This window comes from Parvimonas sp. oral taxon 393 str. F0440, from assembly GCA_000223315.2.
In the GTDB taxonomy this organism is placed as follows: Bacteria; Bacillota; Clostridia; order Tissierellales; family Peptoniphilaceae; genus Parvimonas.
This window is the reverse complement of sequence record AFUS01000004.1, coordinates 205,299-227,444: the sequence shown is the minus strand read 5'-3', so window position 1 is coordinate 227,444 and position 22,146 is coordinate 205,299. Positions and strand designations below refer to the sequence as shown.

23 protein-coding genes are annotated in these 22,146 nt (G+C 29.9%); all 23 read right to left on the bottom strand.

Going from position 1 to position 22,146, the window contains the following annotated elements:
• Nucleotides 1-4 precede the first annotated feature (4 nt).
• The gene (locus HMPREF9127_RS01935) at nucleotides 5-1,381 is read right to left on the bottom strand and encodes a V-type ATP synthase subunit B (protein WP_009447858.1); all 1,377 of its coding nucleotides are present in this window, start codon (nucleotides 1,379-1,381) and stop codon (nucleotides 5-7) included.
• Nucleotides 1,374-3,143: a V-type ATP synthase subunit A gene (locus HMPREF9127_RS01930; protein WP_009448054.1), complete on the bottom strand. Its 1,770-nt coding sequence runs from the start codon at nucleotides 3,141-3,143 to the stop codon at nucleotides 1,374-1,376. The genes HMPREF9127_RS01935 and HMPREF9127_RS01930 overlap by 8 nt, the downstream gene beginning before the upstream one ends.
• 16 nt (nucleotides 3,144-3,159) lie before the next feature.
• Nucleotides 3,160-3,468: a V-type ATP synthase subunit F gene (locus HMPREF9127_RS01925; protein ID WP_009447920.1), complete on the bottom strand. Its 309-nt coding sequence runs from the start codon at nucleotides 3,466-3,468 to the stop codon at nucleotides 3,160-3,162.
• Complete coding sequence (locus tag HMPREF9127_RS01920; protein WP_009448358.1) at nucleotides 3,461-4,447, bottom strand: V-type ATP synthase subunit C; 987 nt, start codon at nucleotides 4,445-4,447, stop codon at nucleotides 3,461-3,463. Before HMPREF9127_RS01920 ends, HMPREF9127_RS01925 begins: the two co-directional genes overlap by 8 nt.
• Before the next feature lie 13 nt (nucleotides 4,448-4,460).
• Nucleotides 4,461-5,012 (bottom strand): V-type ATP synthase subunit E, encoded by a 552-nt coding sequence (locus tag HMPREF9127_RS01915; protein WP_009448003.1) that lies wholly within the window; start codon nucleotides 5,010-5,012, stop codon nucleotides 4,461-4,463.
• Between the two features lie 34 nt (nucleotides 5,013-5,046).
• Complete coding sequence (locus HMPREF9127_RS01910; RefSeq protein ID WP_009447750.1) at nucleotides 5,047-5,532, bottom strand: V-type ATP synthase subunit K; 486 nt, start codon at nucleotides 5,530-5,532, stop codon at nucleotides 5,047-5,049.
• A 43-nt stretch (nucleotides 5,533-5,575) separates the two neighbouring features.
• Nucleotides 5,576-7,519, bottom strand: coding sequence for a V-type ATP synthase subunit I (locus HMPREF9127_RS01905; protein WP_009447940.1), 1,944 nt, complete (start codon nucleotides 7,517-7,519; stop codon nucleotides 5,576-5,578).
• Nucleotides 7,506-7,892 (bottom strand): hypothetical protein, encoded by a 387-nt coding sequence (locus HMPREF9127_RS01900; protein WP_255261665.1) that lies wholly within the window; start codon nucleotides 7,890-7,892, stop codon nucleotides 7,506-7,508. Before HMPREF9127_RS01900 ends, HMPREF9127_RS01905 begins: the two co-directional genes overlap by 14 nt.
• Nucleotides 7,893-8,285: 393 nt before the next feature.
• On the bottom strand, nucleotides 8,286-8,597 hold the full coding sequence (locus HMPREF9127_RS01895) for a nitrous oxide-stimulated promoter family protein (protein ID WP_009448394.1): 312 nt from the start codon (nucleotides 8,595-8,597) through the stop codon (nucleotides 8,286-8,288).
• 3 nt (nucleotides 8,598-8,600) lie between these two features.
• Nucleotides 8,601-9,632: a S66 family peptidase gene (locus HMPREF9127_RS01890; protein WP_009448410.1), complete on the bottom strand. Its 1,032-nt coding sequence runs from the start codon at nucleotides 9,630-9,632 to the stop codon at nucleotides 8,601-8,603.
• A gap of 60 nt (nucleotides 9,633-9,692) precedes the next feature.
• Nucleotides 9,693-10,163, bottom strand: coding sequence for a metallophosphoesterase family protein (locus HMPREF9127_RS01885; RefSeq protein ID WP_009448356.1), 471 nt, complete (start codon nucleotides 10,161-10,163; stop codon nucleotides 9,693-9,695).
• Between the two features lie 30 nt (nucleotides 10,164-10,193).
• Nucleotides 10,194-10,745, bottom strand: coding sequence for an RdgB/HAM1 family non-canonical purine NTP pyrophosphatase (gene rdgB, locus HMPREF9127_RS01880; RefSeq protein ID WP_009448220.1), 552 nt, complete (start codon nucleotides 10,743-10,745; stop codon nucleotides 10,194-10,196).
• Nucleotides 10,745-12,172, bottom strand: coding sequence for an Asp-tRNA(Asn)/Glu-tRNA(Gln) amidotransferase subunit GatB (gene gatB / locus HMPREF9127_RS01875; RefSeq protein WP_009448092.1), 1,428 nt, complete (start codon nucleotides 12,170-12,172; stop codon nucleotides 10,745-10,747). Before gatB ends, rdgB begins: the two co-directional genes overlap by 1 nt.
• Before the next feature lies 1 nt (nucleotide 12,173).
• Nucleotides 12,174-13,580 carry an Asp-tRNA(Asn)/Glu-tRNA(Gln) amidotransferase subunit GatA gene (gatA, locus tag HMPREF9127_RS01870; RefSeq protein WP_009448013.1) on the bottom strand — a complete coding sequence of 469 codons (1,407 nt, stop codon included), beginning with the start codon at nucleotides 13,578-13,580 and terminating at the stop codon, nucleotides 12,174-12,176.
• Nucleotides 13,580-13,864: an Asp-tRNA(Asn)/Glu-tRNA(Gln) amidotransferase subunit GatC gene (gatC, locus tag HMPREF9127_RS01865; protein WP_009447954.1), complete on the bottom strand. Its 285-nt coding sequence runs from the start codon at nucleotides 13,862-13,864 to the stop codon at nucleotides 13,580-13,582. Before gatC ends, gatA begins: the two co-directional genes overlap by 1 nt.
• Nucleotides 13,865-13,904: 40 nt before the next feature.
• The gene (locus tag HMPREF9127_RS01860; RefSeq protein ID WP_009447850.1) at nucleotides 13,905-14,588 is read right to left on the bottom strand and encodes a hypothetical protein; all 684 of its coding nucleotides are present in this window, start codon (nucleotides 14,586-14,588) and stop codon (nucleotides 13,905-13,907) included.
• 348 nt (nucleotides 14,589-14,936) lie between these two features.
• Nucleotides 14,937-15,116, bottom strand: coding sequence for a putative lipoprotein (locus tag HMPREF9127_RS08725; protein WP_009447799.1), 180 nt, complete (start codon nucleotides 15,114-15,116; stop codon nucleotides 14,937-14,939).
• Between the two features lie 101 nt (nucleotides 15,117-15,217).
• Entirely contained in the window at nucleotides 15,218-15,802 is a 585-nt protein-coding gene (locus tag HMPREF9127_RS01850) for a DUF3841 domain-containing protein (RefSeq protein ID WP_009447908.1), read from the bottom strand.
• Nucleotides 15,803-15,905: 103 nt separating this feature from the next.
• Complete coding sequence (locus HMPREF9127_RS01845) at nucleotides 15,906-16,976, bottom strand: ABC transporter ATP-binding protein (protein ID WP_009448103.1); 1,071 nt, start codon at nucleotides 16,974-16,976, stop codon at nucleotides 15,906-15,908.
• 8 nt (nucleotides 16,977-16,984) lie between these two features.
• Nucleotides 16,985-18,670: an ABC transporter permease gene (locus HMPREF9127_RS01840; RefSeq protein WP_009448167.1), complete on the bottom strand. Its 1,686-nt coding sequence runs from the start codon at nucleotides 18,668-18,670 to the stop codon at nucleotides 16,985-16,987.
• A gap of 98 nt (nucleotides 18,671-18,768) precedes the next feature.
• Nucleotides 18,769-19,827, bottom strand: a complete 1,059-nt coding sequence (locus HMPREF9127_RS01835) for an ABC transporter substrate-binding protein (RefSeq protein WP_009448260.1) — start codon at nucleotides 19,825-19,827, stop codon at nucleotides 18,769-18,771.
• A 326-nt stretch (nucleotides 19,828-20,153) separates the two neighbouring features.
• Nucleotides 20,154-21,263, bottom strand: a complete 1,110-nt coding sequence (locus HMPREF9127_RS01830) for a metal ABC transporter permease (RefSeq protein ID WP_009448219.1) — start codon at nucleotides 21,261-21,263, stop codon at nucleotides 20,154-20,156.
• The gene (locus HMPREF9127_RS01825; protein ID WP_009448290.1) at nucleotides 21,260-22,144 is read right to left on the bottom strand and encodes a metal ABC transporter permease; all 885 of its coding nucleotides are present in this window, start codon (nucleotides 22,142-22,144) and stop codon (nucleotides 21,260-21,262) included. The genes HMPREF9127_RS01830 and HMPREF9127_RS01825 overlap by 4 nt, the downstream gene beginning before the upstream one ends.
• Nucleotides 22,145-22,146 lie beyond the last annotated feature (2 nt).

Genomic DNA, 22,146 nt, shown 5'->3' with positions numbered 1-22,146 from the left:
CCCTTTATTCTGTCTTTCCTAAATATTTATCAATATATTCCTCTCTAATTCTCTTAAGTTCTGTTCTTGGAACTATACTTAATAATTCCCAACCTAAGTTTAAAGTTTCTTCTATCGTCCTGTTTGTTTCATATCCTTGGTCAACATATCTCTTATCAAAAGCATCTGCAAATTTTGCGAATGCTTTATCTGCTTCTGATAATGCTGATTCACCTAGGATTACTGCCAATTCACGAGCCTCTCTACCTGATGCATAACCGGCATAGATTTGGTTCATTGTCTCTGCATGATCTTCTCTTGTCTTTCCTTTACCGATACCTTTATCTTTAAGTCTTGATAGTGAAGGAATTACAAAAATTGGCGGTTGAATACCTTGTTTATATAATTCTCTTGAAAGAATAATTTGTCCTTCTGTAATATATCCTGTAAGGTCAGGGATTGGGTGAGTAATATCATCTTCTGGCATTGTTAAAATAGGAATTTGTGTAATTGATCCCGGTCTTCCTTTAAGTCTTCCTGCTCTTTCATAGATAGTTGAAAGGTCAGTATATAGATATCCCGGATAACCACGACGTCCCGGAACTTCTTTTCTGGCTGCAGAAACTTCACGAAGTGCTTCTGCATAATTTGTAAGGTCAGTTAAGATTACCAAAACATGCATTCCCTTTTCAAATGCCAAATATTCAGCACAAGTAAGAGCCATACGAGGAGTTGCAATTCTTTCTATTGCAGGGTCATTTGCAAGGTTCATAAACAAAACTGCTCTGTCTATCGCACCTGTTTTTGTAAAGTCATCAATAAAGAATTGAGCTTCTTCAAAAGTGATACCCATTGCTCCAAATACTACGGCGAATTTTTCTCCACCACCAAGTACTCTTGCTTGTCTTGCAATTTGTGCAGCTACATTGTTATGCGGAAGCCCTGAACCTGAGAAAATAGGTAATTTTTGTCCTCTAACCAATGTATTAAGTCCATCTATCGTAGAAATACCTGTTTGAATAAATTCTGAAGGATAGTCTCTTGATACAGGATTGATTGGAGATCCGTTAATATCTATCTTCATTTCGGGAATAATCTTTGGTCCTTTATCAATAGGATTACCAAGTCCATCAAAAATTCTTCCAATCATATCTTCAGAAACTCCTAGTTCAAGAGGATGACCTAAAAATCTACAAGTTGTATCTCTTAAGTTAATTCCTGATGAGCCTTCAAACAATTGAACCATTGCCTTATCCCCATTAATTTCAAGAACTTTTCCCCTTCTCTTTTCTCCGTTTTGAACTCTAACTTCAACTAATTCTTCATATTTAACACCTTCAACGCCTTCAACAACCATCAAAGGTCCTACTACTTCTTTTACTGTCTTATACTCTTTAAGCATTAGAGTTACCTCCTTCGCTTATTAATTTTTCTATATCAGCCTTAACTGTTTCGAATAATTCATCAAATTTTTCCAATTCTTTTTCAGAAATATTTTTACTTCTTGCTATTCCTTCACGAGAGTCAATCTTTAATATTTCATCAAGATATACTCCTGAATTTAATGCTTTTTTAGCTTCATCATAGAAACCCAAAATAAGACTTAACATTTTAAATTGCTTTGGAAGAGAACAATAAGTATCAACTTCATGGAAAGCATTTTGTTGTAAGAAATCTTCTCTTAAAGATTTTGCAACTTCAAGTTTTAATTGATCCGCTTCTGAAAGCGAATCTCTACCTACAAGACGAACAACTTCCTGTAAATTTGATTCTTCTTGTAAAAGTGCCATTGATTGTATTCTGTATTCAGAGAATTTTTTATCAATGCTTTCATCCATAAACTTATCCATTTTATCTTGATATAATGAATAAGAGTTCAACCAGTTAATAGCAGGGAAATGTCTTCTATAAGATAATGCATAATCAAGTCCCCAGAACACTTTTACTATTCTAAGTGTAGCTTGTGATACCGGTTCAGAAATATCTCCACCCGGAGGAGAAACCGCTCCAATTACTGTTAAAGCCCCTTCTCTATCTTCTCCTAAACATTTTACAAAACCAGCTCTTTCATAAAAGTCTGCAACTCTTGATGCAAGATATGCCGGATAACCTTCATCACCGGGCATTTCTTCAAGACGACCGGACATTTCACGAAGTGCTTCTGCCCAACGAGAAGTTGAATCAGCCATAAGAGCTACTGAATATCCCATATCTCTAAAATATTCTCCGATAGTAATACCTGTATAAATTGATGCTTCACGAGCAGCTACCGGCATATTAGAAGTATTTGCTATAAGAACTGTTCTTTTCATAAGTGATTGACCGGTTTTTGGGTCAAGAATTTCAGGAAATTCCATAAGTACGTCAGTCATTTCGTTTCCACGTTCTCCACAACCAACATAAATTACTATTTCCGCATCCGCCCATTTTGCAAGTTGGTGTTGAACAACTGTCTTACCTGAACCGAAAGGTCCCGGAATTGCAGCAGCCCCACCCTTTGCTACTGGGAAGAAAGTATCAATTATTCTTTGACCTGTTACAAGGGGTCTAATTGGATCCAATTTTCTTGCATAAGGACGTCCTTTACGTACCGGCCATTTTTGAATCATATTTAATTCTTTAATTCCGTTGTCAGTTTCTATTTTACAAATAATTTCATCAACTGTATGATAACCTGATAAAATTTCAACTATTTTTCCATTTACAGCAGGAGGAACCATAATCTTATGAGAAACAACTGTAGTCTCCTGAACTGTACCGATTATATTTCCTTCAAAAACTTCATCTCCAACTTTTACTGTTGGAACAAAATCCCAGCTTTTTTCTCTGTCCAACGGTAATACACTTACACCTCTTAAAAGGAAATCTCCGGCTTTTGCTTGTAGAGCTTCAAGAGGTCTTTGAATACCGTCAAACATTTGTTCTAACATTCCCGGTCCAAGTTCAATAGAAAGTGGACTACCTGTTGAATAAACATCATCTCCAGGTCCTATACCAGTAGTTTCTTCATAAACTTGGATTGAGGCTTTGTCGCCTCTCATTTCTATAATTTCTCCAATGAGCTTATTTTTAGAAACTTCAACAACATCATATACGTTCGCGTCTTCCATCCCTTCTGCAACTACAAGAGGTCCGGAAACTTTAATAACTTTACCGACTTTCAATATAAGCCCTCGCTTTCTATAATATATTTGATCCAACAGCTTTTTCAACATTCTTGTTGATATTCTCTAAGCCTATATTCAAACTACCTCTGTTGCTAGGTATTAAAATCACTGCTGGAATAACTTCACTGTTATATCTTTGAATAGTTTCTGGAATATCTTTTGCTAACTGTTCAGTAACAAAGATAATTCCATAATCTTCTTTTGCTAGTTTGTCAATAATTCTTCTGGCATCATTACCTTCAATTGCAGTGAAAACATGAACCCCAAGTGCTCTAAAGGCAAGAACCGAATCCTTATCGCCAATTACAGCTATCTTATACATAAACTTCACGCAACCTTTCTTTAATGAATTCAGCAGATAATCCATTGACTTTTCCTACTAATATAAGTCTTAAGTTCTTAATTTCCAATTCTTTTGCGAAAAGAAAACTAAAAATAACTTCTGCTCCATAATGGATAGATTTAGTTTTTCTAACTATTTCAACTAAATAATCATCCATACTTTTTTCAAAGCTATTAAGAGAATTAGTATTTTTATACTCTTCTACGATTTTAGATAAAACTCTACCAATCTTATAAGCCTTTAACTTAATAGGTAAAAGTTCAATATCCTCATAGAACATTTCTAAAATCCTGTCTGTTTCGATATCTCCACCTTTTATCAAAACTTTTTCCAAAGTTTCTTTTACTTGATTTTGTTTTCTACATCTTATAAAAGTTCTAAGATTAAAAAAATCAATCATAGCTCTAAAATATTCTGAAATCATTTCAAGTTTAAATTCTTCAGTTAAATTCAAAACTTTTTCAAAGTATTTTTTATCTATAAAGATATCAATGTCTTGAGGGTCTTTTGTAATTTCGAAAAATTCTAAACATTCTTTAAAATCTTTTGATAAGTCCTCATCATCTTTTAAGGCTAATTCTCTAAATGTTTCAATTTCATTTGCATCTAACATACAATACATTGAGTCAAATTTTTCTTTTAAAATATGCTCTTTTACCAAAACTTTTAAGTTGTGATATTCATATTTACAAGAAAGTATCTCAACTAAAGATTTTTCAGGAGAAATTTCCATAACATCTTTGTATGTTTTATCCAAAACTTCTGACAAAACCTGTTCATAATTCTCAGGTCTATCCAATTTTGAAATTTCACTTGAATAAGAAGTTTCATTAAGTAACTTAATTGCATCTTCAAGAGTCTTTGCATCAGCAAGTCTATGAAGTTGTTGTTTAGTAAGGAGATTTTTCTCAGCATGACGAATTCTAACACTTGATTGGATAAAATTTTCTCTATCCATGATACACCTCCTATTAACTAAATAACTTATCTGCTACTTCTTGTTCCAAGTCTTCCTTTATTAAATCAACTAAACTTGAAAATTCATTATTTAAAATAATTTTTCCATTTTTTAGTGAAAATCCACTTTCAACAGTTTCATTTGCAACTTTAATTCCAAATAATTTTTCTCCTGCCAATTTCTTTTCACCTTCAGTAAGAATAATCTCGCTATCTTCTTTAATATCTAAAGTTTTTAATGATTTTTCGACAAAACTTAAATAATCTTCATGATTTAAAGTTTTTAATTTTTCTTTAGTCAATTCAAAGACTTTATTTATCACTTCTTGTTTTGCAACTAAAATCATATCTCTTGCTGTTAAACTTGAGTTTGAAATTATTCTATCTTTAGATTGTGTACCCTCTGCTTTTGCTTTTTCAATTATCTTATCAGCTTTTTTTTGAGCTTCACTTTCTGTTTTTCCAACAAGATCTGCAACTTCCATTCTAGCATCTTTTACTATTTTTTCAGATTCATTTTTAGCATCTTGAAGGATTTCATCTATAATATTGTCCAAATTAGACATTCTATCACATCCTTTTTATTTTATTTAATGCTTTTTATTTGAATGCAACGCTTGAAAGTAATAAGAATGACATAGCAAATGCTAAGATTGCATAAGTTTCAACCATTACTGAAAGGATAATACCTTTTGTTTGATGTTCTTCATTTTTTGCTAAGATATTAATACCTGCAACTGCAACTCTTGCTTGGTAATAAGCTGATTTTAATCCCACGATACCGACAGGTAGAGAAACCATAACATAGTATAAGCCTTCAACTAAACTCATATCAACTCTTAATTTGAACATTATGAAAAGACCTATTACAAATCCGTAAAGTCCTTGTGTACCAGGTAATAATTGTAATACCATTGCTTTACCGAATTTTTCAGGTTCATCAATAACCAACCCTGCTGCAGCTTCCCCTGCCATTTGAACACCTCTTGCAGAACCAAGTCCAGCTAATAATACCGCAAGTGCCGCTCCTAATATACCAAATACAACTCCACCATTTTGTGCTAATACAGCCATAAATTCTTTCATTACAAAATCTCCTTTTCATTTGTTTTTATTTTTTATTTTAGAATTATTTTACTTCTATATATTTCTTATCACTTCTAAATTTCTTAAACGCCTTTCCACCACCTTCGTAAAATTTACTGAAAAATTCCACGTACATAAGTCTAGAAGTATGAACATAAGCTGATAAGAAACTTAAAAATATATTAAATGCTTGAGCAAACACAAAAACTATCACTCCGAAAATTATTCCTACAATTCCTCCACCTACAAGCATTTTTACAATTATATTGATTGCTACTGCAATAAAACCGCCCGCAAGTCCAAGAGCCATAAGTCTAAGATATGAGACAAAATCTCCAATATAAGATGTTATTCCATAAAGTGAATACAGTCCTCCTGCAATTCTTCCTGCGATACTTTTTGAATCTCTGGCTCCAAATGCAACAATACCCAACATCCCAATTATCATTCCATAAAAAGCTATTGTATTTACTATCTTAGGCATTGTAACCGCTTTACCGATAATAACTAAAATAACAGAAGTCAAAGTCAAGTACCAAAGGAATACATCATAGAATGCATCCATAGGCTTTCCGTTTTTGATTAATACATAAGCTTTCATTCCCAATCCAAAAGCTAAATGTACTCCACCAAATGCTAAAGACAGTATCAGAACTGTCATAAAATCTTTTGATGAGTCCAAAATTTGAGTTGGTAAAGTAATTAAATCTCCAAAAGCCGAACCGTAAATTAATCCCCATATCATAGTTGAAAAACTAAGTGCAAAGAAAAATTTTAAGAATTTTTTTGTTGAATCGTTAAACTTCAATGTCTTTAAAGCTATGCCTGAACCTATGAATAAGATTAATCCATAAGCAAAGTCCGCAACCATCATTCCAAAGAAAATCCAATAAAATATTGACAATATAAATGTTGGATCAACTTCATCATATTTTGGAAGGGCATACATATTTGTAACTGATTCAAAAAGTGATGCTATCTTGTTATTCTTTAAGATAATTGGAACATTCGGATCATCATTTTTAGCATCTTCAATTTCCAAATAAACTTTGGAAGCTGATACTTTTTCAAGCAAAGCCTTGAAATTATCCTCTTTATCAGCCGGAATATATCCTTGAATGATATCCAATTTATCAGTAGCCTTAAAGTTTGAAACTACTGTATTTCTGAGAGATAAATTTTGATAATATTCATAAACACTTTTCATTTTTTGAATATTTCCGGTAAAGTTTTTAATCTCATCAGTTAAAATGATATTATCGTCTTCCAAAATTTTCTTTTCTTCTTCTAATTTTTTAATTTCTTTTGAAACTTCACCTTTTATTTCTAAATTAACTTCAGAAAAACCGTTTACTCTTAAGTTTTCAAATACTGCTTCATTTTCTGTTTCATTAGTAAAAATAATACAATATGAATTTCTTCCAACTATATCTACTTCTTCAAAATATGTATATTTCAAATCTACAGTAGATGATTTAAACTTTTCAATATTCCTAGTCGGAATATATCCCATTATGAATTTTAATTTTTTAAATGAATTTAAGTCTTCAATAGGTTCCTTAATCGAATTCCAAGGTAATAATTCTTTAATTGAATTATCTATAGCTGTCAATTTTTGATTATTTGACTCCATCTTTTTACTTATATCATTCAAATTGTTAAAATCTGGAATATAATCATAAGAATTAGCTTCTTGTTCAAGTTCACTAAAAGTATAAACTATAGGACCTTTCTTTAAAGCAGATAAACCTTTTTCCTTTTCAACAAAACGACCTAAATAATCAATCATCCATTTTACTCTTGTGGAGTCTTCGATATAGTTATTATCTACTGTATTAATATCCACTTCTTTTAGATAATCAAATTGGTCAACAGCATCAGATTTTGAAAAGTTAACATAACCGAATCTTTGAAGTTCTTCTAGCAATCGCTTCCTTTCAGCTTCAAAAGCAAATAAAGTGAATTTCTTCATTTTAACTATTGCCATTTACATTCACAATCCTCTCTACTATTGAATTAACCACAGATTCTAACTTATTATCTTCAACAGATTTGATAAGTTCAACATATTTTTTAGCTCTTTCAATAACCGGCTTTGCCAACATATCGCCTTCATTGATTAAACCAAATTTTATTTCTTCAGCTTTTTTATTAGCTTCGCTAATAACTTTATCAGAAATTTCTTCACATTCTTTCTCAGAATTTTTCTTCAAAGTCATAGCTTCAAGTTTTGCCTCATCAACTAAAGATTTCGCTTTCAACTCTGCATCCTTAACTCTGTTTATAGCATCAGTAGTCATTTCATCACCTCCTAAAATTAAACAGTATTTTAAACCAAAAATTAAAAATAACATTTTCATAAAAACATATTAAATCTTATAAATTTAAAACACCTATTTTATTATTACTTTAAAATAAAGTTAGTTTATTTTAAAACAAATTTTTTCTCCCCTCTATTTTAATCGTAAGAATATTATAAACTTTTTTTTCATTTTTTCAAGTTCATTTTAACAGAAAAAACTTTTTCATAAAAGATTTACTGTGATATCAGTTTATATCAATTTGTTTTTATTTTACCCTTAATTTACTGAATTAAATATATTATAAATATAGATTAAAGTCAATGATTAATCCCAAAGAAATATGTTAAATAAATATTCAAATTTCAATGTTAGTCAAGTATTTTACGACAATAATTCATAATGTTTTTTCTATAAAAAATTTTTATTTAAAAATATATTTAAAACTTATTTTTAAAATCTACTTATTATATGATAAATAACTAATAATGGATGGTGAAATAACATCCTAGGTCCTGAAAATTTCATAATTTGTTTTACTTTTTCTTTCATTTTAGGACTATAACAAGGATTTTTACAATTTGAACAAAAAGTTTTTGTATCCATATATTTACAATTATCTATTCTATTTAAAGAATAATTTAAAACATCCCTACACTCATCACATAATTTATCATTTTTGTGATTTTTCTTACAATACAATTTCACCATTTCAGTTATTACTTTTTTCTCTCTATCTCTTTTCTTTTCAATATTATTCTTCATAACTTATTCTTTAAATTCTATAATTTGCTTTTCAACATCTACTTTTGCATCTACTCCAAAAGGAATAATACATCTTGGAGTGCTATGTCCAACATTTATATTATATACTATGGACAAATCTTGATTTTTTATTTCATCAAGAAGAATTTGTTTATACTCTTCATAATACTCTTCGTTTTGTGGTTTTCCTATAATCAAACCTGAAATAACATCAAATATTCCATATTCTTGAAGTTTAAGAATCATTTTTCTAAATAACTCTGGTTTAGGCTTTTCTTCGCTAGTTTCAAGAAGTAAGATTTTATTTTCCCACTCATTCAAACTTGGAAATAAATCATACTTTTTACATAAATATACTGAATCTTCATATCTTGGAGTATCAAAAATGTTAAATATAGAATCCAAACAACCACCCAATATTTTACCTTCAAATTTTGAATCTCCTCTTAATAATTCAAATCCTCCATTATGATGTTCTTCCATTGAAATTCCAATAGCTTTTTCACTAAAATCCTCTCTCTCGTTATACCAAACATCGCTGGGATATATTTCTTTAATTTTTCCGGTATTAATTAATTCTTCAAAGAAATGCTTTGAATATGGTAGCATTTCATTTGACAATTCACAAACATCAGGTAAAAATGCTTGTCCATAGAATGTTTTTATCCCTACTTTATTTAGCATTAAATGATTAATTGTAGTATCTGAAAAGCCTAAAAATATTTTCTGCTTTGCTACTTTTTCTAATTCACTATTTTCGAACAAATAAGGCAATAATCTATAAGTATCATCTCCACCTATCGCACATAATATCATATCAATTGAATCATCTTTAAAAGCTTTTATTAAATCTTCTGCCCTTTCTTTAGGATTATTTTTTATAAATTCAATACCCTTTTTTGAATTAGGTAAAAATTCAATTTCAATTCCATATTTTTTTAGTCTCTCAATTCCAATTTTAACTTCATGTAAAACAAAATCTTCTCCTAATATCCCACTTGATAAAGATATAATACCTATTTTTCTTACTCTCATATATTCCTCCATAGAAAAAATCAGCTAAAGAACCGACCAAATTGTCGGTTATAAAGCCGATTATTTTAAATTTATTCTATTAACACTTTTTTCAATTAAATTTACGATATAATATCCCTTTGTATCTCCCTGTCTTGGAAGAGTTGTACTACCGGGATTTAAAACAGTTATTCCATCAACTCTTTCTCTTAAATGAACATGAGTATGCCCGAAAAGAGCATAATCCGCCCCAACTTCTTTAGCTTTTTCAACTATTTTATCAATTCCATTATCAACATCATATTTATGCCCATGAGTTAAAAAGAATTTTTTTCTTCTAATTTCTAAAACCAATTCTTCCGGAATATCCTTAGGATTTTTATCACAATTTCCTGCAACTGCATATATTTCCATCCCTGTTATTTGTTCTATCTTCTTTACATCTTCGGAATCATCCCCAAGATGAAGAACAATATCAACCTTATTTCTTTGCAAACTGTATGCAACAGGAAGTACAATTCCATGAGTATCACTAACAACTGCTACTATCATATCTATCACCTAAAATATTTTTTAAATCTTCTAATGCTCTTTTTCTATGACTAAATTTATTTTTTCTTCGGAACTTATTTCAGCCAAAGTTTTTTCCATATTTTCAGGAATAAAAATCTTGTCATATCCAAAGCCATTTTCTCCTCTTTCAACTTCTGAAATAGTTCCTTTTAAAATTCCCTTTGCTATAAATTCTTTTCCATTTTCATCAACAAAGACAATTACTGTTTTAAAATATGCGCTTCTATCAGATTTTCCTTCAAGATTTCTTAAAAGCTTCTCTCTATTTGCTTCACTATTTCCATGTTCTCCTGCATATCTTGCAGATAGCACTCCCGGTTCTCCATTTAAAGCATTTACGAAAAGTCCGGTATCATCAGCTAAAACAGCAAAAGAACAATATTCTCTTAGCTTTTCAGCTTTTAGCTTTGAATTTTCCTCAAGTGTATCATAAATTTCTTCAAATTCTTCATTTACACCCAATTCACTTTTAGTTACTATTTCAAAATTGAACTTACTTAAAATTGCAAGCATTTCCTTGACTTTATTTTTGTTATCCGTAGATAATGCTACCTTTTTCATTAAACTAACCTTTCTAAAATCAATTCATTGAATTTTTGAGGATTTCCCTTGCCTTTTGAAGCCTTCATACATTGTCCCATCAAAAATCCTAACGCTCTGTCTTTTCCATTTTTATAGTCTTCAATTGAAGATGGATTATTTTTTAGAACTTCTTCAACTATTTCAATCAATGCGCTGTCATCTGAAATTTGAATTAATCCTCTTTCTTCAACAACTTTTAGAGGATCAAAATCTCCTTTTTCAAATAATTCTCTAAGAAGTTTTTTACCTACATTTGCATTAATCTTATTTTCTTTAACTAATTTTAAAAGACTTGCAAAAGATTCAATATTTAAAGGAATTTCTTCAAATTCAATTTCCAAATCTTTAACTCTTCTTAGAACATCGGAAAGCAACCAGTTGGAAACAAGAGTTGCATCATCAACTTTTTTAACTACTCTTTCAAAATATTCAGATAAATATTTGTTTTGAGTTAATACATTTGCATCATATTCTGAAAGTTTGTATTCAGCTAAAAATCTATTTTTCTTATTCTTTGGAAGCTCCGGCATTTTTTCCTTAATAGCTTCAACAAAGTCTTTTTCAAGTTTGATATATGGAATATCAGGCTCAACACTAAATCTATAATCATTTCCCTCTTCTTTATGACGCATAATTATAGTTTCAAGCTTTGATTCATCCCAACGTCTTGTCTCTTTTTCACCAACAATATTATTCTTAACATTTTCTATATGTCTTTTTTGTTCATATTCCATAGCACGAAGTGCAGCCTTAAATGAATTTAGATTTTTAATTTCAGTAATTTTTGTCTTAAATCCACTTTCTTCATCAACTATATTTAAGTTTACATCACAACGAAGTGAGCCTTCTTCCATCTTAACATCTGAAATTCCAAGATATTTTATAGTTTCTTTTAAATTTGTCAAAAAGGCAATAGCCTCTTCAGGACTGTTCATATCAGGTTCAGATACAATTTCAATTAATGGAACTCCCGCTCTGTTATAGTCCATTAGAGTATGTCCATTTTCATTATGAATTGACTTTCCTGTATCTTCTTCAATATGAATTCTTTGTAATCTAAGTTTCTTCACTCCATTTTCAGTATCAATTTCTATATATCCATTTTTACAAATAGGAGTTCTCTCTTGAGTTATTTGATAACCCTTTACTAAATCAGGATAAAAATATTTTTTTCTGTCCATTTTCATATCCATAGAAATTTCACAATTAAAGGCATTACCTGCCATTATTGCATATTCAATCGCTCTTTTATTTATTCTTGGAAGAGTTCCCGGATGCCCTAAACAAATAGGGCAAACATTAGTATTTGGAGGACAACCATATTCATTTTTACAACCACAGAACATTTTTGTATCAGTTTGTAACTCAACGTGAATTTCAAGTCCTATTATTGTTTTTAAACTCATATTAAAGCCCCCTTTCAAAATTCATTGCAAGATTTAATAATCTTTCATCATCAAATCTCTTACCTATAAATTGAACACTTCCACAAATTTTTTTAAGATTTAAAGGAATGGAAATAGCTGGAAGCCCTGCAAAATTTACAGGCACATTAAAAGTATCTCCGGCATAAGATTTTAAAGCATTGTCCTTTTCAGCACCAATCTTCCCTGGCAAACAAGTTGTAGTAGGAGTTAAAATAAAATCATATTCTGAAAGTACTTTATTTACTTCTTTACTTATCAAATCTCTAACTTCCAAGCCTTTTTTATAAAGAACTTGATTGTTTGAGCTTGCAAGATAGAAAGTTCCCATTGCAATTCTTCTTTGAACTTCTTCTCCAAAACCTTCACTTCTAGTATTTGTAAAAAGTTCTCTTGTTGAGTCGTAATTTTCAGTTCTATATCCATATCTGATACCGTCAAATCTTGACATATTACTTGAAACTTCAGAGCTCATAATAACACTATATACATTTGTAGAATGCTTAATATATTTGAAATCTACTTCTTCAATTATAGCGCCTTGATTTTTTAAATTTTCAATCGCCTTTTTATAATCTTTTAAAATAATTTCGTCAATTTCATAATTTTCGATATTAGAAACTGTTGCAATTTTAATACCCTTTAAAGAAAAATCTTTATCTTCCTTAATATCTACAGCATCTCTCATTGTAACTGCATCCATTTTATCCAAACCGCCAATTGTATTTAAAACAGGCAAAATTGATTTAACATCACTTGATAAAATTCCTACTTGATCTAAACTACTTGCCATAGAAACAACTCCATATCTTGAAATCATTCCATAAGTAGGTTTATATCCTACACAAGCACAAAAAGATGCAGGATTTCTAACAGAACCACCTGTATCGGATCCTAAACTAATCATTGCTAAATCTGCACTTACACTACTTGCAGAGCCTGAAGATGAACCGCCGGGAATTAAACTTTCGTCAAGCGGATTTTTTGTTGCTCCAAAATAAGAAGTCTCACCTGAACCACCCATTGCAAATTCATCCATATTAACTTTTCCTAGAATAACAGCGTCTTCTTCCAAAAGTCTATCAATAATTGTAGCATTAAAAATTGGATAATAATTTTCCAAAATTTTTGAACCGCAAGTACTCTTATATCCTTTAACTAAAATATTATCCTTAATAGAAACTGAAACTCCAAAAAGAGAGCCCAATTTTTCTTTATTTTTTAATTTATTATTTAAAAATTCAACTCTTTCCATAATTTTTTCTTTAGAAAAATCAAGAAAAATATTCAAATCTTTTTTATCTTCAATTCTCTTTATAACATCAGTATAAAATGAAATCAAATCTACCTTACCACTGATAAAATCTTCTCTTATACTTAAAATATCCATTATTTCACAACCCTTTGCAATCTAAAATATCCATACTCTTTGTCACTTGCATTCAAAAGTGCATCTTCCCTTGAAATACTTTCTTCAACCACATCTTCTCTCAAAGGACTGTTATGTTCCACAACTATTTCTAGTGCTTCACATTCTGAAGTATCAAGTTCCATAATTTCATTGGCAAAAACAAGAACATCATCAAACTTTTTAGCAATAATATCAAGTTCTTCTTCTTTTACATTCAAGTTTGCAAGATAATAAATTTTCTTTACTTCTTCCTTACTAACCATAAAAATCTCCTATCTGAAATATTAATTATCAAGTATTATTTTAACATATTTTGACCAAAAAAACAAAAGAGTTGGACTTCCAACTCTTTAATTTTATGATTATTCTATCTTTTAAATCACTACTTTTCAATATATTTTTTATTGCTTCTTCTCTTATTTTACCTTCAAGTTCAAATTCTTCCGGATAATGATCTGCTTTTTCTAATTCTATTCTGAACTCTGATTTTTTACCTGAAAGTGAAATTTTACCAAATTTCAATCCTGATATCATATACCACGGATCAGTTTCCGAATGTCTCAAAAACAGTAAATATTCCTCATCCTTTTCCATTAACTCATATCCTGCAATATGATAAATCTTTCCCGTTTCCTCATCTATTCCGGCACTTTCATAAACATCTATAACATCTCCCGGTTTAAAATTACCTTTAAAAACCTTTTCTATTTTAAAATTCGAGATTGTATATACACCATAAACACCATTATAAACTTTATCCTTTTCTATTGTAGATGGATTTTGTTTTATTTTTTTACCCAAAACAATTACTTCCGTTTCCTTTTCAACATCATTCAAATTTCCATAATAATCTAGCTTAGCATCTGCAATAATATCATTCCCATATTGATATTTTCTAAAATTATTTTCATACGATTTAGTTCTTCCATTGCTACAAGAAGTCAATAAAAAGAACGATAGAAATAAAATTTTAAATTTATTTTTCATAACATCCCCCTTACTTCTTATTTTTAAAAAACAACTAATGGCAAAAAACTATGCATTAGTTTCTTACAATTTTTATTCACATATTTATTTAGGGTCACCCTTTTTATATTCAGTATTCGTTTCAACATCAACAATGGTTTTTTCATCTTTTATCCAAAATTTCTTTTCAGGGAAAAATTAGCAGTTAAGTACTTTTTTCCATCTTCTTCAAAAATTTTGGGTTCTAAAAATTTCCATCATCCGTAAAATTACCACGAAGTTTTTTAACGGATTCTTTTGAACATTTATCAAAGTCTATAGGTTTAGCCTTATAATACATACAAGGCACACCATAATATTCACCATTATCTAAAACAATTTGTGAATCATACGCATAATAATATCCACAAATTTTTCAACCTCTTTACTTGCCTTTCTAACTACTTGCTTATTTGTATTATCATCATTAACTTTAGAACTTTTAGAACAACCGGAAAAAGCAATAAAAACCGGCAAAATCAAAACAAACTTTCTAAAAAATTTTTTCATAATATCCTCCTTGAAATTATTCAAAGTCTAACCTAAAATATGTACATTATAGCATTTTCCAAAAATTCTAAAATAATTATTTATTATATTCACAGTTAAATTTAAGGAATAATATCTCCTTTATTTACAATGGCAAAAATCCATTCTTTTTTTATTTTCCAAATGTTTGCTTGAACTCTGTAAATATCCCATTCATCAATATCGAATATTCTAGCCCAACTGTCTATAACTATTTGTCTTTCTTCTGGAAAAACATTCTTATACTTTCCCTCAAAAAACTCAAATCCGTTATCTATCCCTTTTTCTTTTAATCTTTTTTTATACTTTTTATCATCTTCTTCATTCAAAGGGATATAATGATGATTGAGTACATAATCCCATTTAACTCCATCAAAATAGATTATCTCATCTTTTGGAACATCTAAAACATATACAACTGTATTTTCAATTACGGGCATACAATTCTTATTACTTACTCCACACCAAACAGGCATTTCAACTTCATCAGGTTTTGGAACTCTTTTACTTGCCTCTTTTACAAAATAATTATAACAACCTAAGATGTAGTCAGAAATCACTCCGAAATTTTCTTTGACATAAGAAATTTTATTTGTAAAATAACCTTTCTCTTCAATCTCTTTTAAAGAGCGAATATCTTGTCTTGTATATAATCTTACAGTTTCCATATATTCACATCCCTTCTATTTTATTATATCGCATTAAATCATAAAAATCAATATGACCATAAGACATAAAAAAGCTATTGAAAAAATTCAATAGCTTCTGTTCTTAAGTTATTATCTTTGTATAATCTTTTCCGTCATCATCAAATACCATAAAGTTTTTAATTCTCAATTTGATATTTGCATTTTCTTCGTAAACTCCGTAAGTTTCAACATGGTCTATAACTCTAACTACATTGTCATTTCCTAAATCTACTTTACAGTCATTTACATCTCCAAGATAGAATTGACTTACAAGTTTTGCATCAATAGTTCCATCTCTTTCGTCTATTCTAAGAGCTTCTGGTCTTATTGCAACTATAACATTACCTATCTTATCTCCGTCATAAGGTAATTTCTTTCCGGTATTTGCAAGTTCAACAAAGCCGTCTTTTGCAACTCCCTTAATGAAATTAACACGACCCACAAAGTTTGCAACAAAAGGATTTACAGGATTTCTGTAAATTTCTTCAGGAGTTCCTATTTGTTGAACAACACCTTTATTAATCAAAATAATTCTATCACTCATTGTCATAGCTTCTATTTGATCATGTGTTACATATACAACTGTAATTCCAAGTCTTTTTTGTATCTCTTTTATTTCAAAACGCATTTCTTCTCTTAGTTTAGCATCCAAGTTTGAAAGTGGTTCATCAAGTAAAAGTAATTTAGGTTTTGCAATCAAAGCACGTCCTAATGCAACCCTTTGTTGTTGTCCACCTGAAAGTTCTGATGGAGCTCTATCTTTATATTGAGATAAGTGAACTATTTCTAAAACTTTTTCAACTCTCTCTTTTATTTCTTCTTTCTTTATACCGGCTATTTTCAAAGGATAGGCAACATTGTCAAAAACATTCATATGAGGCCAAACTGCATATGATTGAAATACCATTCCTATTCCTCTTTTTTCAGGCGGAAGGAATGTTTTTCCTCCTGAAACAACTTTATCTCCTATTAGTATTTCTCCACTTGTAGGTTTTTCAAATCCCGCTATAAGTCTTAACATTGTTGTTTTACCACAACCTGAAGGTCCTAATAGAGTTATAAATTCACCATCTTTAAAAGTATCTGTAAAAGGTTTTAAAACTTCTACATTACCAAAAGATTTACTTAATTCTTTTATAGTAATCGTTGACATTTTTCCTCCTAAATTGAAAACTTACCTTTTGTAAGTTTATTTAAAATCCAGTTAACTACCAATACAAAAATCAAAATTGCAGTAGCAAGTACACTTGCAATTTGTTGACTATGATAAGTTTGATAATTGTAAAGTTCAAAACCGATTGTCTTTGTATGAGATGAATACAAAAGTGTACTCATAGTAAGTTCATAGAAACAAGGCATAAATATTAAAAATATACCTGCAACAATTGAAGGCATTATAAGCGGTGCAGTAACATCCTTAATCATTCTAAGCCAGCCTGCTCCGGAGATTTGTGATGCCTCTTCAAGAGAAGGATGCACCTGACTCATTCCTGAAACTACTGTTCTCATTCCCATCAACATATACTTAATCATATATGCAATAATCATAATATATATTGTATTGTAAATATTTATTCCAAATTTTCCACTCATTGTCATTATAAGGGCAAGAGCTATGGCAATACTTGGTGTTCCTGAACCTACTGTTATTAAAAAGTCAGGAATTCTTCTTCCCTTAACTCTAGTTCTCTCAAGCAAATAAGCCATCATACAGGAAATTATTATTCCCAAAAATGCCGCTGCTGAAGCTGCAACCAAACTGTTTATTGTCGAGCTTAATATACTATCCCTTGTAAGCATTTGTTGCCAAAATCTAAATGAGATATTTCTTGCAGACAATGGCTTACCCATATTGATAGTTATAGAAGTAAGAGCAACAGTTATAAAAGGAACAACTACTACTATAAAAGAAAAAATTGTAACTAATATTGTAAGTGGAGTTCTCCATTTTCCTAAATCAACTATTGTAGGTCTTGTAGATTTTCCACTCATTGTTATAAATTGTTTCTTTCCTAGCACAAATGTTGAAACATACAAAACTAAATTAGCAATTATCATTAAGAATACTGCAAGAGTTGTAGCATCAATTATTCCTTCTTCATTACCAATATGAACAAACTCAATTATTCTTGTTGTAACAGTGTGAATTTGTCCCGGTGCTCCAACTATTGACGGAATACCATAACAAGATGCAGCAGTTACAAAAACTAAAAGTGCTGCTGCTATTAAACTTGGTGTCATCATTGGAATTGTAACTGTAAATAATGTCTTTAAAGGACTTGCTCCTGAAATTCTTGCAGCTTCTTCAAGAGAAGGATCCATTTTTTCCATCGCACGAGAAATTGTGATAAAAGCATAAGGATAATAAAAACAAGTAAGTACCCAAATCATTCCCCATACACTGTAAATATTGAAAATCGGTTCACTAAGTCCAAATAATTTTTGAATTAACATATTTAAAGTTCCAACTCTTGGATTTAAAAGTCTAAGCCAAGCCATAGCCCCTACATAAGGAGGAACCATATATGTAACAACGAACATAGTTCTAAATATTTTTTTACCATATAAATTAGTTCTTCCAACTAAAAATGCAAGTGGAAAAGCAATTAACATTCCAAAAAATGTTGTAGCAATTGCAGTAACTAGAGTATTTCTAATAGCTATAAAATTTGCATCATAACTATAAACTCTCTTAAAAGCCTCAAAAGTAAAGCTTCCACTTGGAAATAAGGATTTAACAAAGAGATATAAAAGTGGAAAAACTTCAAAAACAAGCAAAAGTGCAACAATAGATAGCATTATTATCCACTTTATATCCAATCTAAATTTTCTTTCTGTCTTTTGCATAAAATAAACCTTTCATTAACAAGAGGGAGTTTCCTCCCTCTGTTATATATTTTTATTCTAAAATAATAAATTTCCATTTTTTATATGGTTATTATCTATTATTTTTTACCAATTGTATCTGTAAACATCTTTCTTAGAGAATCTCTATCTTTAACTAATTGTTCCCATTTAACATTTATACTATTTGATGTAATTTCAGAAGTTTTGATTGCATCATAAGGAACTTCAGGGAAATCTTTTAATACAGAGTGCATCCAGCCCTTAACTATATATTTTTGTCCTTCTTCTGATAAGAACCATTTTGAAATAGCTTCTGCAGCTTTTGTATTTTTGTTTTCTGTTAATTTTTCATCTACAACCATAATTGGTGAAGGAACTACAATTGTTCCATCTTTTGGATATATAACTTCCAATGAAGAGTTGTCATCTTGTCTTTTCTTTAAAACAGATTCTTCAAGAATCATAAGTTCATCCATTTCGCCAGTTTCAAGTTTAGTTAAAGCAACACTACCTGCTTCAATAGCAACTTTTCTCTTAGCCAAATTAGTGAAATATTCATCTTTATACTTATCCTTTAATCCACTTATAGCTGCAAGAGCAGTACCTGATTTTAAAGGATCTGACATAGAAATTTTTCCTGTAAGACTTTCTTTTTCAGCAAATTCTTTAAAACTTTGTGCTATATTTTCTTTCTTTGTTTTTTCCGGATTATAAGCTAAAACCATATTAGAAATTCTAACAGGATACCAATATCCTTCTTTATCATATTCGAATGCCAATTTATCTTTGTTTTCAATTTCAAATTTATGTAAAATCTTCTTTTCTTTTAATTCGTAAGCATAAGAAGGTTCTGCAACCATTATAATATCACAAGCAAGTTTTCCTGCTTCAATTTCCCCTGCGATTTTTGTTTGTAAAGTTCCTGTTCCGCCTTGGAAAAATTCAATTTCACAATTAGGGAATTTTTTCTTAAGTGCAGGTTTCATATTAGCAATAATATCTTCATACATTGAAGTATAAATTCTAATTTTTCCTGTAACTTCTTCATTTGCCTTCATATCTTTGCCTGTATCATCTTTCTTTCCGGAATCTCCCCCACAAGCAGTAGCTCCAATCATTAATGCTGACAACATAAGTGCCAAAAATTTCTTTTTCATAATCCCTCCTAAATAGAAATGTTATCTTTTGTTGAGTAAACACCTCACGACTAATTATATTCAAAATCTACAAAAAATCTACATATTTTTAGTTGATTTTATAAAAATTTTAAAATTTTCGATTATTTTTGTAGGGACAAAATAGTCCCTACAAAATAATTATCCCTACTTATTAGTTATTATTTAAAACATAGTAAAAATAAATAAAAACAAAAAAGAGAGATTTTTTATGAAAAATTGTCTCTCTTTTAATTTTTTATTAAATTTTTGAAATAATTTAGATTAGAATTAGAAAACGATTCTAAAAAATTATTCATCATATTATCTTACTTCATCCACTCATTAAATTTATTCAAAGTTTTTTCTCTGCCTATATCGGTAACTTTTATAATGTCATTTTCAATATAAGCAAATTTTTTATTTAATATATTCTTTAAAACTTTTTCAAATTTATTCTTTGCATAACATAAATGCTCATTTATTTTTACAACATTACACTCGATGTCAGCTCTTTCAGTATTTTCATGATTTATAATATGAAGCATCATTGTAACCTCTGCAAATTCAGCCCTTTTTCTGTTTTCATTTAATATTTTTTTGATAATTCCGTTTCTCGGTTCAAATATAAATACTAATAAAAATATCAATCCGTTAACTATGGCTATTGTTCCGGCAATAGAAAGGTCATAAATATATGCCATATAAAATCCTATTACACTACTTAAAACTCCCGTGAAAACACTTATAAATATCATTTTCTTCAAATCATGTGTTAATAGATATGCCGTTGCAGACGGAACAACCATATATGAAATTACAAGTATTGAACCCACCGCATTAAATGCTCCTACAGTTGTTATAGAAACTAAACTCATCAAAGCGTAATAAATAACAGCCGGTGCAAATCCGGAAATCAAACTTAAATTTTTATCAAATGTAGAAATCTTCAATTCTTTAAAGAACACCCAAATAAAAATCAAATCAATTAAAAATATTACTGCCATTACAAAAATAACCTTTGACATTTCATAACCGAAAAACTCGATTCTCGGAATTATTGAAAATGCAACTTCTCCAACTAAAACGGAGTCAATACAGAGATGCACTCCTCTTAAAAATTTTGAAATCAATATTATAGCAATACTGAATAAAAACGGAAATACAAGTCCGATAGAAGAATCTTCATGTAAAGTCGTCTTCTGATTAATAAGTTCTGTCAAAAATACAGTAAGTATTCCAACCAGTCCGGCACCGACAATCAGCAAAGGACTTGTCAAATCTTTTGTAATGAAAAAAGCAATTACGATTCCAAGTAAAATTGTATGAGTTATAGAATCTATCATCATAGACATTTTTCTAAGAATTAAAAATGGTCCCAATAGTGAACAAGCAGCTGAAACTAAACTTACAGCTATTAAAATTTCTAATTGTCTCATTTAGTCCCTCCTTGCATAGTTCTCTTTTTACTGAATAAAATTCCTTTTTTAGGCGAAAATAATATACTAAAAAATACAATTAAACTTGCAACTATCGCTATAACCGGTCCTGTTGACAACCCTTTATAGTACATACTTATAAATGAGCCGGTAATTCCGGAGAAAGCTCCAAAAATCCCTGATAAAATCATCATAATATTAAATTTGTCAGTCCACTGTCTTGCAGCTACAGGCGGTGCAATAAGCATTGTACTCATAAGAATTACTCCAACTGATTGAATTCCCATAACTATTGAAATTACAAGCAAAACTATTAATATTCCTGTCATTAAATTTATAGAAAATCCCTTTGTTTGAGCAAATTCAGGATCGAAGGAAAAAAGTTTTAACTCTTTCCAAAACAATAAAATTACAAATAACACCAAGATAATTATTCCGATTAAAAAATATATATCTTTTTTCAAAAAAGCGGCAGCTTGTCCGAATATGAATTTATCAAGACCCGCTTGATTTGTATTTGCCTTTCTTTGAATAAGTGCAAGCAGAACAATACCAAGTCCGAAAAATGTTGATAGAACTATTGCCAATGCACTGTCAAATTTTACTTTTGATTTCAAATCAATTCCAAAAATAAGAAGTGCAGCTATAACTCCTGCAATAAAAGCTCCAAGAAGTAAAAATTCTAAATTTTTAATTCCAAGCACCATAAAGGCAATACAAACGCCGGGAAGAGTTGAGTGACTGATTGCATCACAAATAAGCCCCTGCTTTTTTACCGTAACATATACTCCCATAATTCCGCTTAAAAATCCTAAAAGTCCTGAGCCCAAAGCTATCATCATAAAAGTATAGTCGGTAAGTAAATCTAAAATTCCATTCATAA

Bases quoted from the DNA above. Each gene is read 5' to 3' on its own strand.
- HMPREF9127_RS01935 (WP_009447858.1), bottom strand. From the start codon at position 1,381: ATGCTTAAAGAGTATAAGACAGTAAAAGAAGTAGTAGGACCTTTGATG.
- HMPREF9127_RS01925 (WP_009447920.1), bottom strand. From the start codon at position 3,468: ATGTATAAGATAGCTGTAATTGGCGATAAGGATTCGGTTCTTGCCTTT.
- HMPREF9127_RS01920 (WP_009448358.1), bottom strand. From the start codon at position 4,447: ATGGATAGAGAAAATTTTATCCAATCAAGTGTTAGAATTCGTCATGCT.
- HMPREF9127_RS01915 (WP_009448003.1), bottom strand. From the start codon at position 5,012: ATGTCTAATTTGGACAATATTATAGATGAAATCCTTCAAGATGCTAAA.
- HMPREF9127_RS01910 (WP_009447750.1), bottom strand. From the start codon at position 5,532: ATGAAAGAATTTATGGCTGTATTAGCACAAAATGGTGGAGTTGTATTT.
- HMPREF9127_RS01905 (WP_009447940.1), bottom strand. From the start codon at position 7,519: ATGGCAATAGTTAAAATGAAGAAATTCACTTTATTTGCTTTTGAAGCT.
- HMPREF9127_RS01900 (WP_255261665.1), bottom strand. From the start codon at position 7,892: ATGAAAATGTTATTTTTAATTTTTGGTTTAAAATACTGTTTAATTTTA.
- HMPREF9127_RS01895 (WP_009448394.1), bottom strand. From the start codon at position 8,597: ATGAAGAATAATATTGAAAAGAAAAGAGATAGAGAGAAAAAAGTAATA.
- HMPREF9127_RS01890 (WP_009448410.1), bottom strand. From the start codon at position 9,632: ATGAGAGTAAGAAAAATAGGTATTATATCTTTATCAAGTGGGATATTA.
- HMPREF9127_RS01885 (WP_009448356.1), bottom strand. From the start codon at position 10,163: ATGATAGTAGCAGTTGTTAGTGATACTCATGGAATTGTACTTCCTGTT.
- rdgB (WP_009448220.1), bottom strand. From the start codon at position 10,745: ATGAAAAAGGTAGCATTATCTACGGATAACAAAAATAAAGTCAAGGAA.
- gatB (WP_009448092.1), bottom strand. From the start codon at position 12,172: ATGAGTTTAAAAACAATAATAGGACTTGAAATTCACGTTGAGTTACAA.
- gatA (WP_009448013.1), bottom strand. From the start codon at position 13,580: ATGGATATTTTAAGTATAAGAGAAGATTTTATCAGTGGTAAGGTAGAT.
- gatC (WP_009447954.1), bottom strand. From the start codon at position 13,864: ATGGTTAGTAAGGAAGAAGTAAAGAAAATTTATTATCTTGCAAACTTG.
- HMPREF9127_RS01860 (WP_009447850.1), bottom strand. From the start codon at position 14,588: ATGAAAAATAAATTTAAAATTTTATTTCTATCGTTCTTTTTATTGACT.
- HMPREF9127_RS08725 (WP_009447799.1), bottom strand. From the start codon at position 15,116: ATGAAAAAATTTTTTAGAAAGTTTGTTTTGATTTTGCCGGTTTTTATT.
- HMPREF9127_RS01850 (WP_009447908.1), bottom strand. From the start codon at position 15,802: ATGGAAACTGTAAGATTATATACAAGACAAGATATTCGCTCTTTAAAA.
- HMPREF9127_RS01845 (WP_009448103.1), bottom strand. From the start codon at position 16,976: ATGTCAACGATTACTATAAAAGAATTAAGTAAATCTTTTGGTAATGTA.
- HMPREF9127_RS01840 (WP_009448167.1), bottom strand. From the start codon at position 18,670: ATGCAAAAGACAGAAAGAAAATTTAGATTGGATATAAAGTGGATAATA.
- HMPREF9127_RS01835 (WP_009448260.1), bottom strand. From the start codon at position 19,827: ATGAAAAAGAAATTTTTGGCACTTATGTTGTCAGCATTAATGATTGGA.
- HMPREF9127_RS01830 (WP_009448219.1), bottom strand. From the start codon at position 21,263: ATGAGACAATTAGAAATTTTAATAGCTGTAAGTTTAGTTTCAGCTGCT.
- HMPREF9127_RS01825 (WP_009448290.1), bottom strand. From the start codon at position 22,144: ATGAATGGAATTTTAGATTTACTTACCGACTATACTTTTATGATGATA.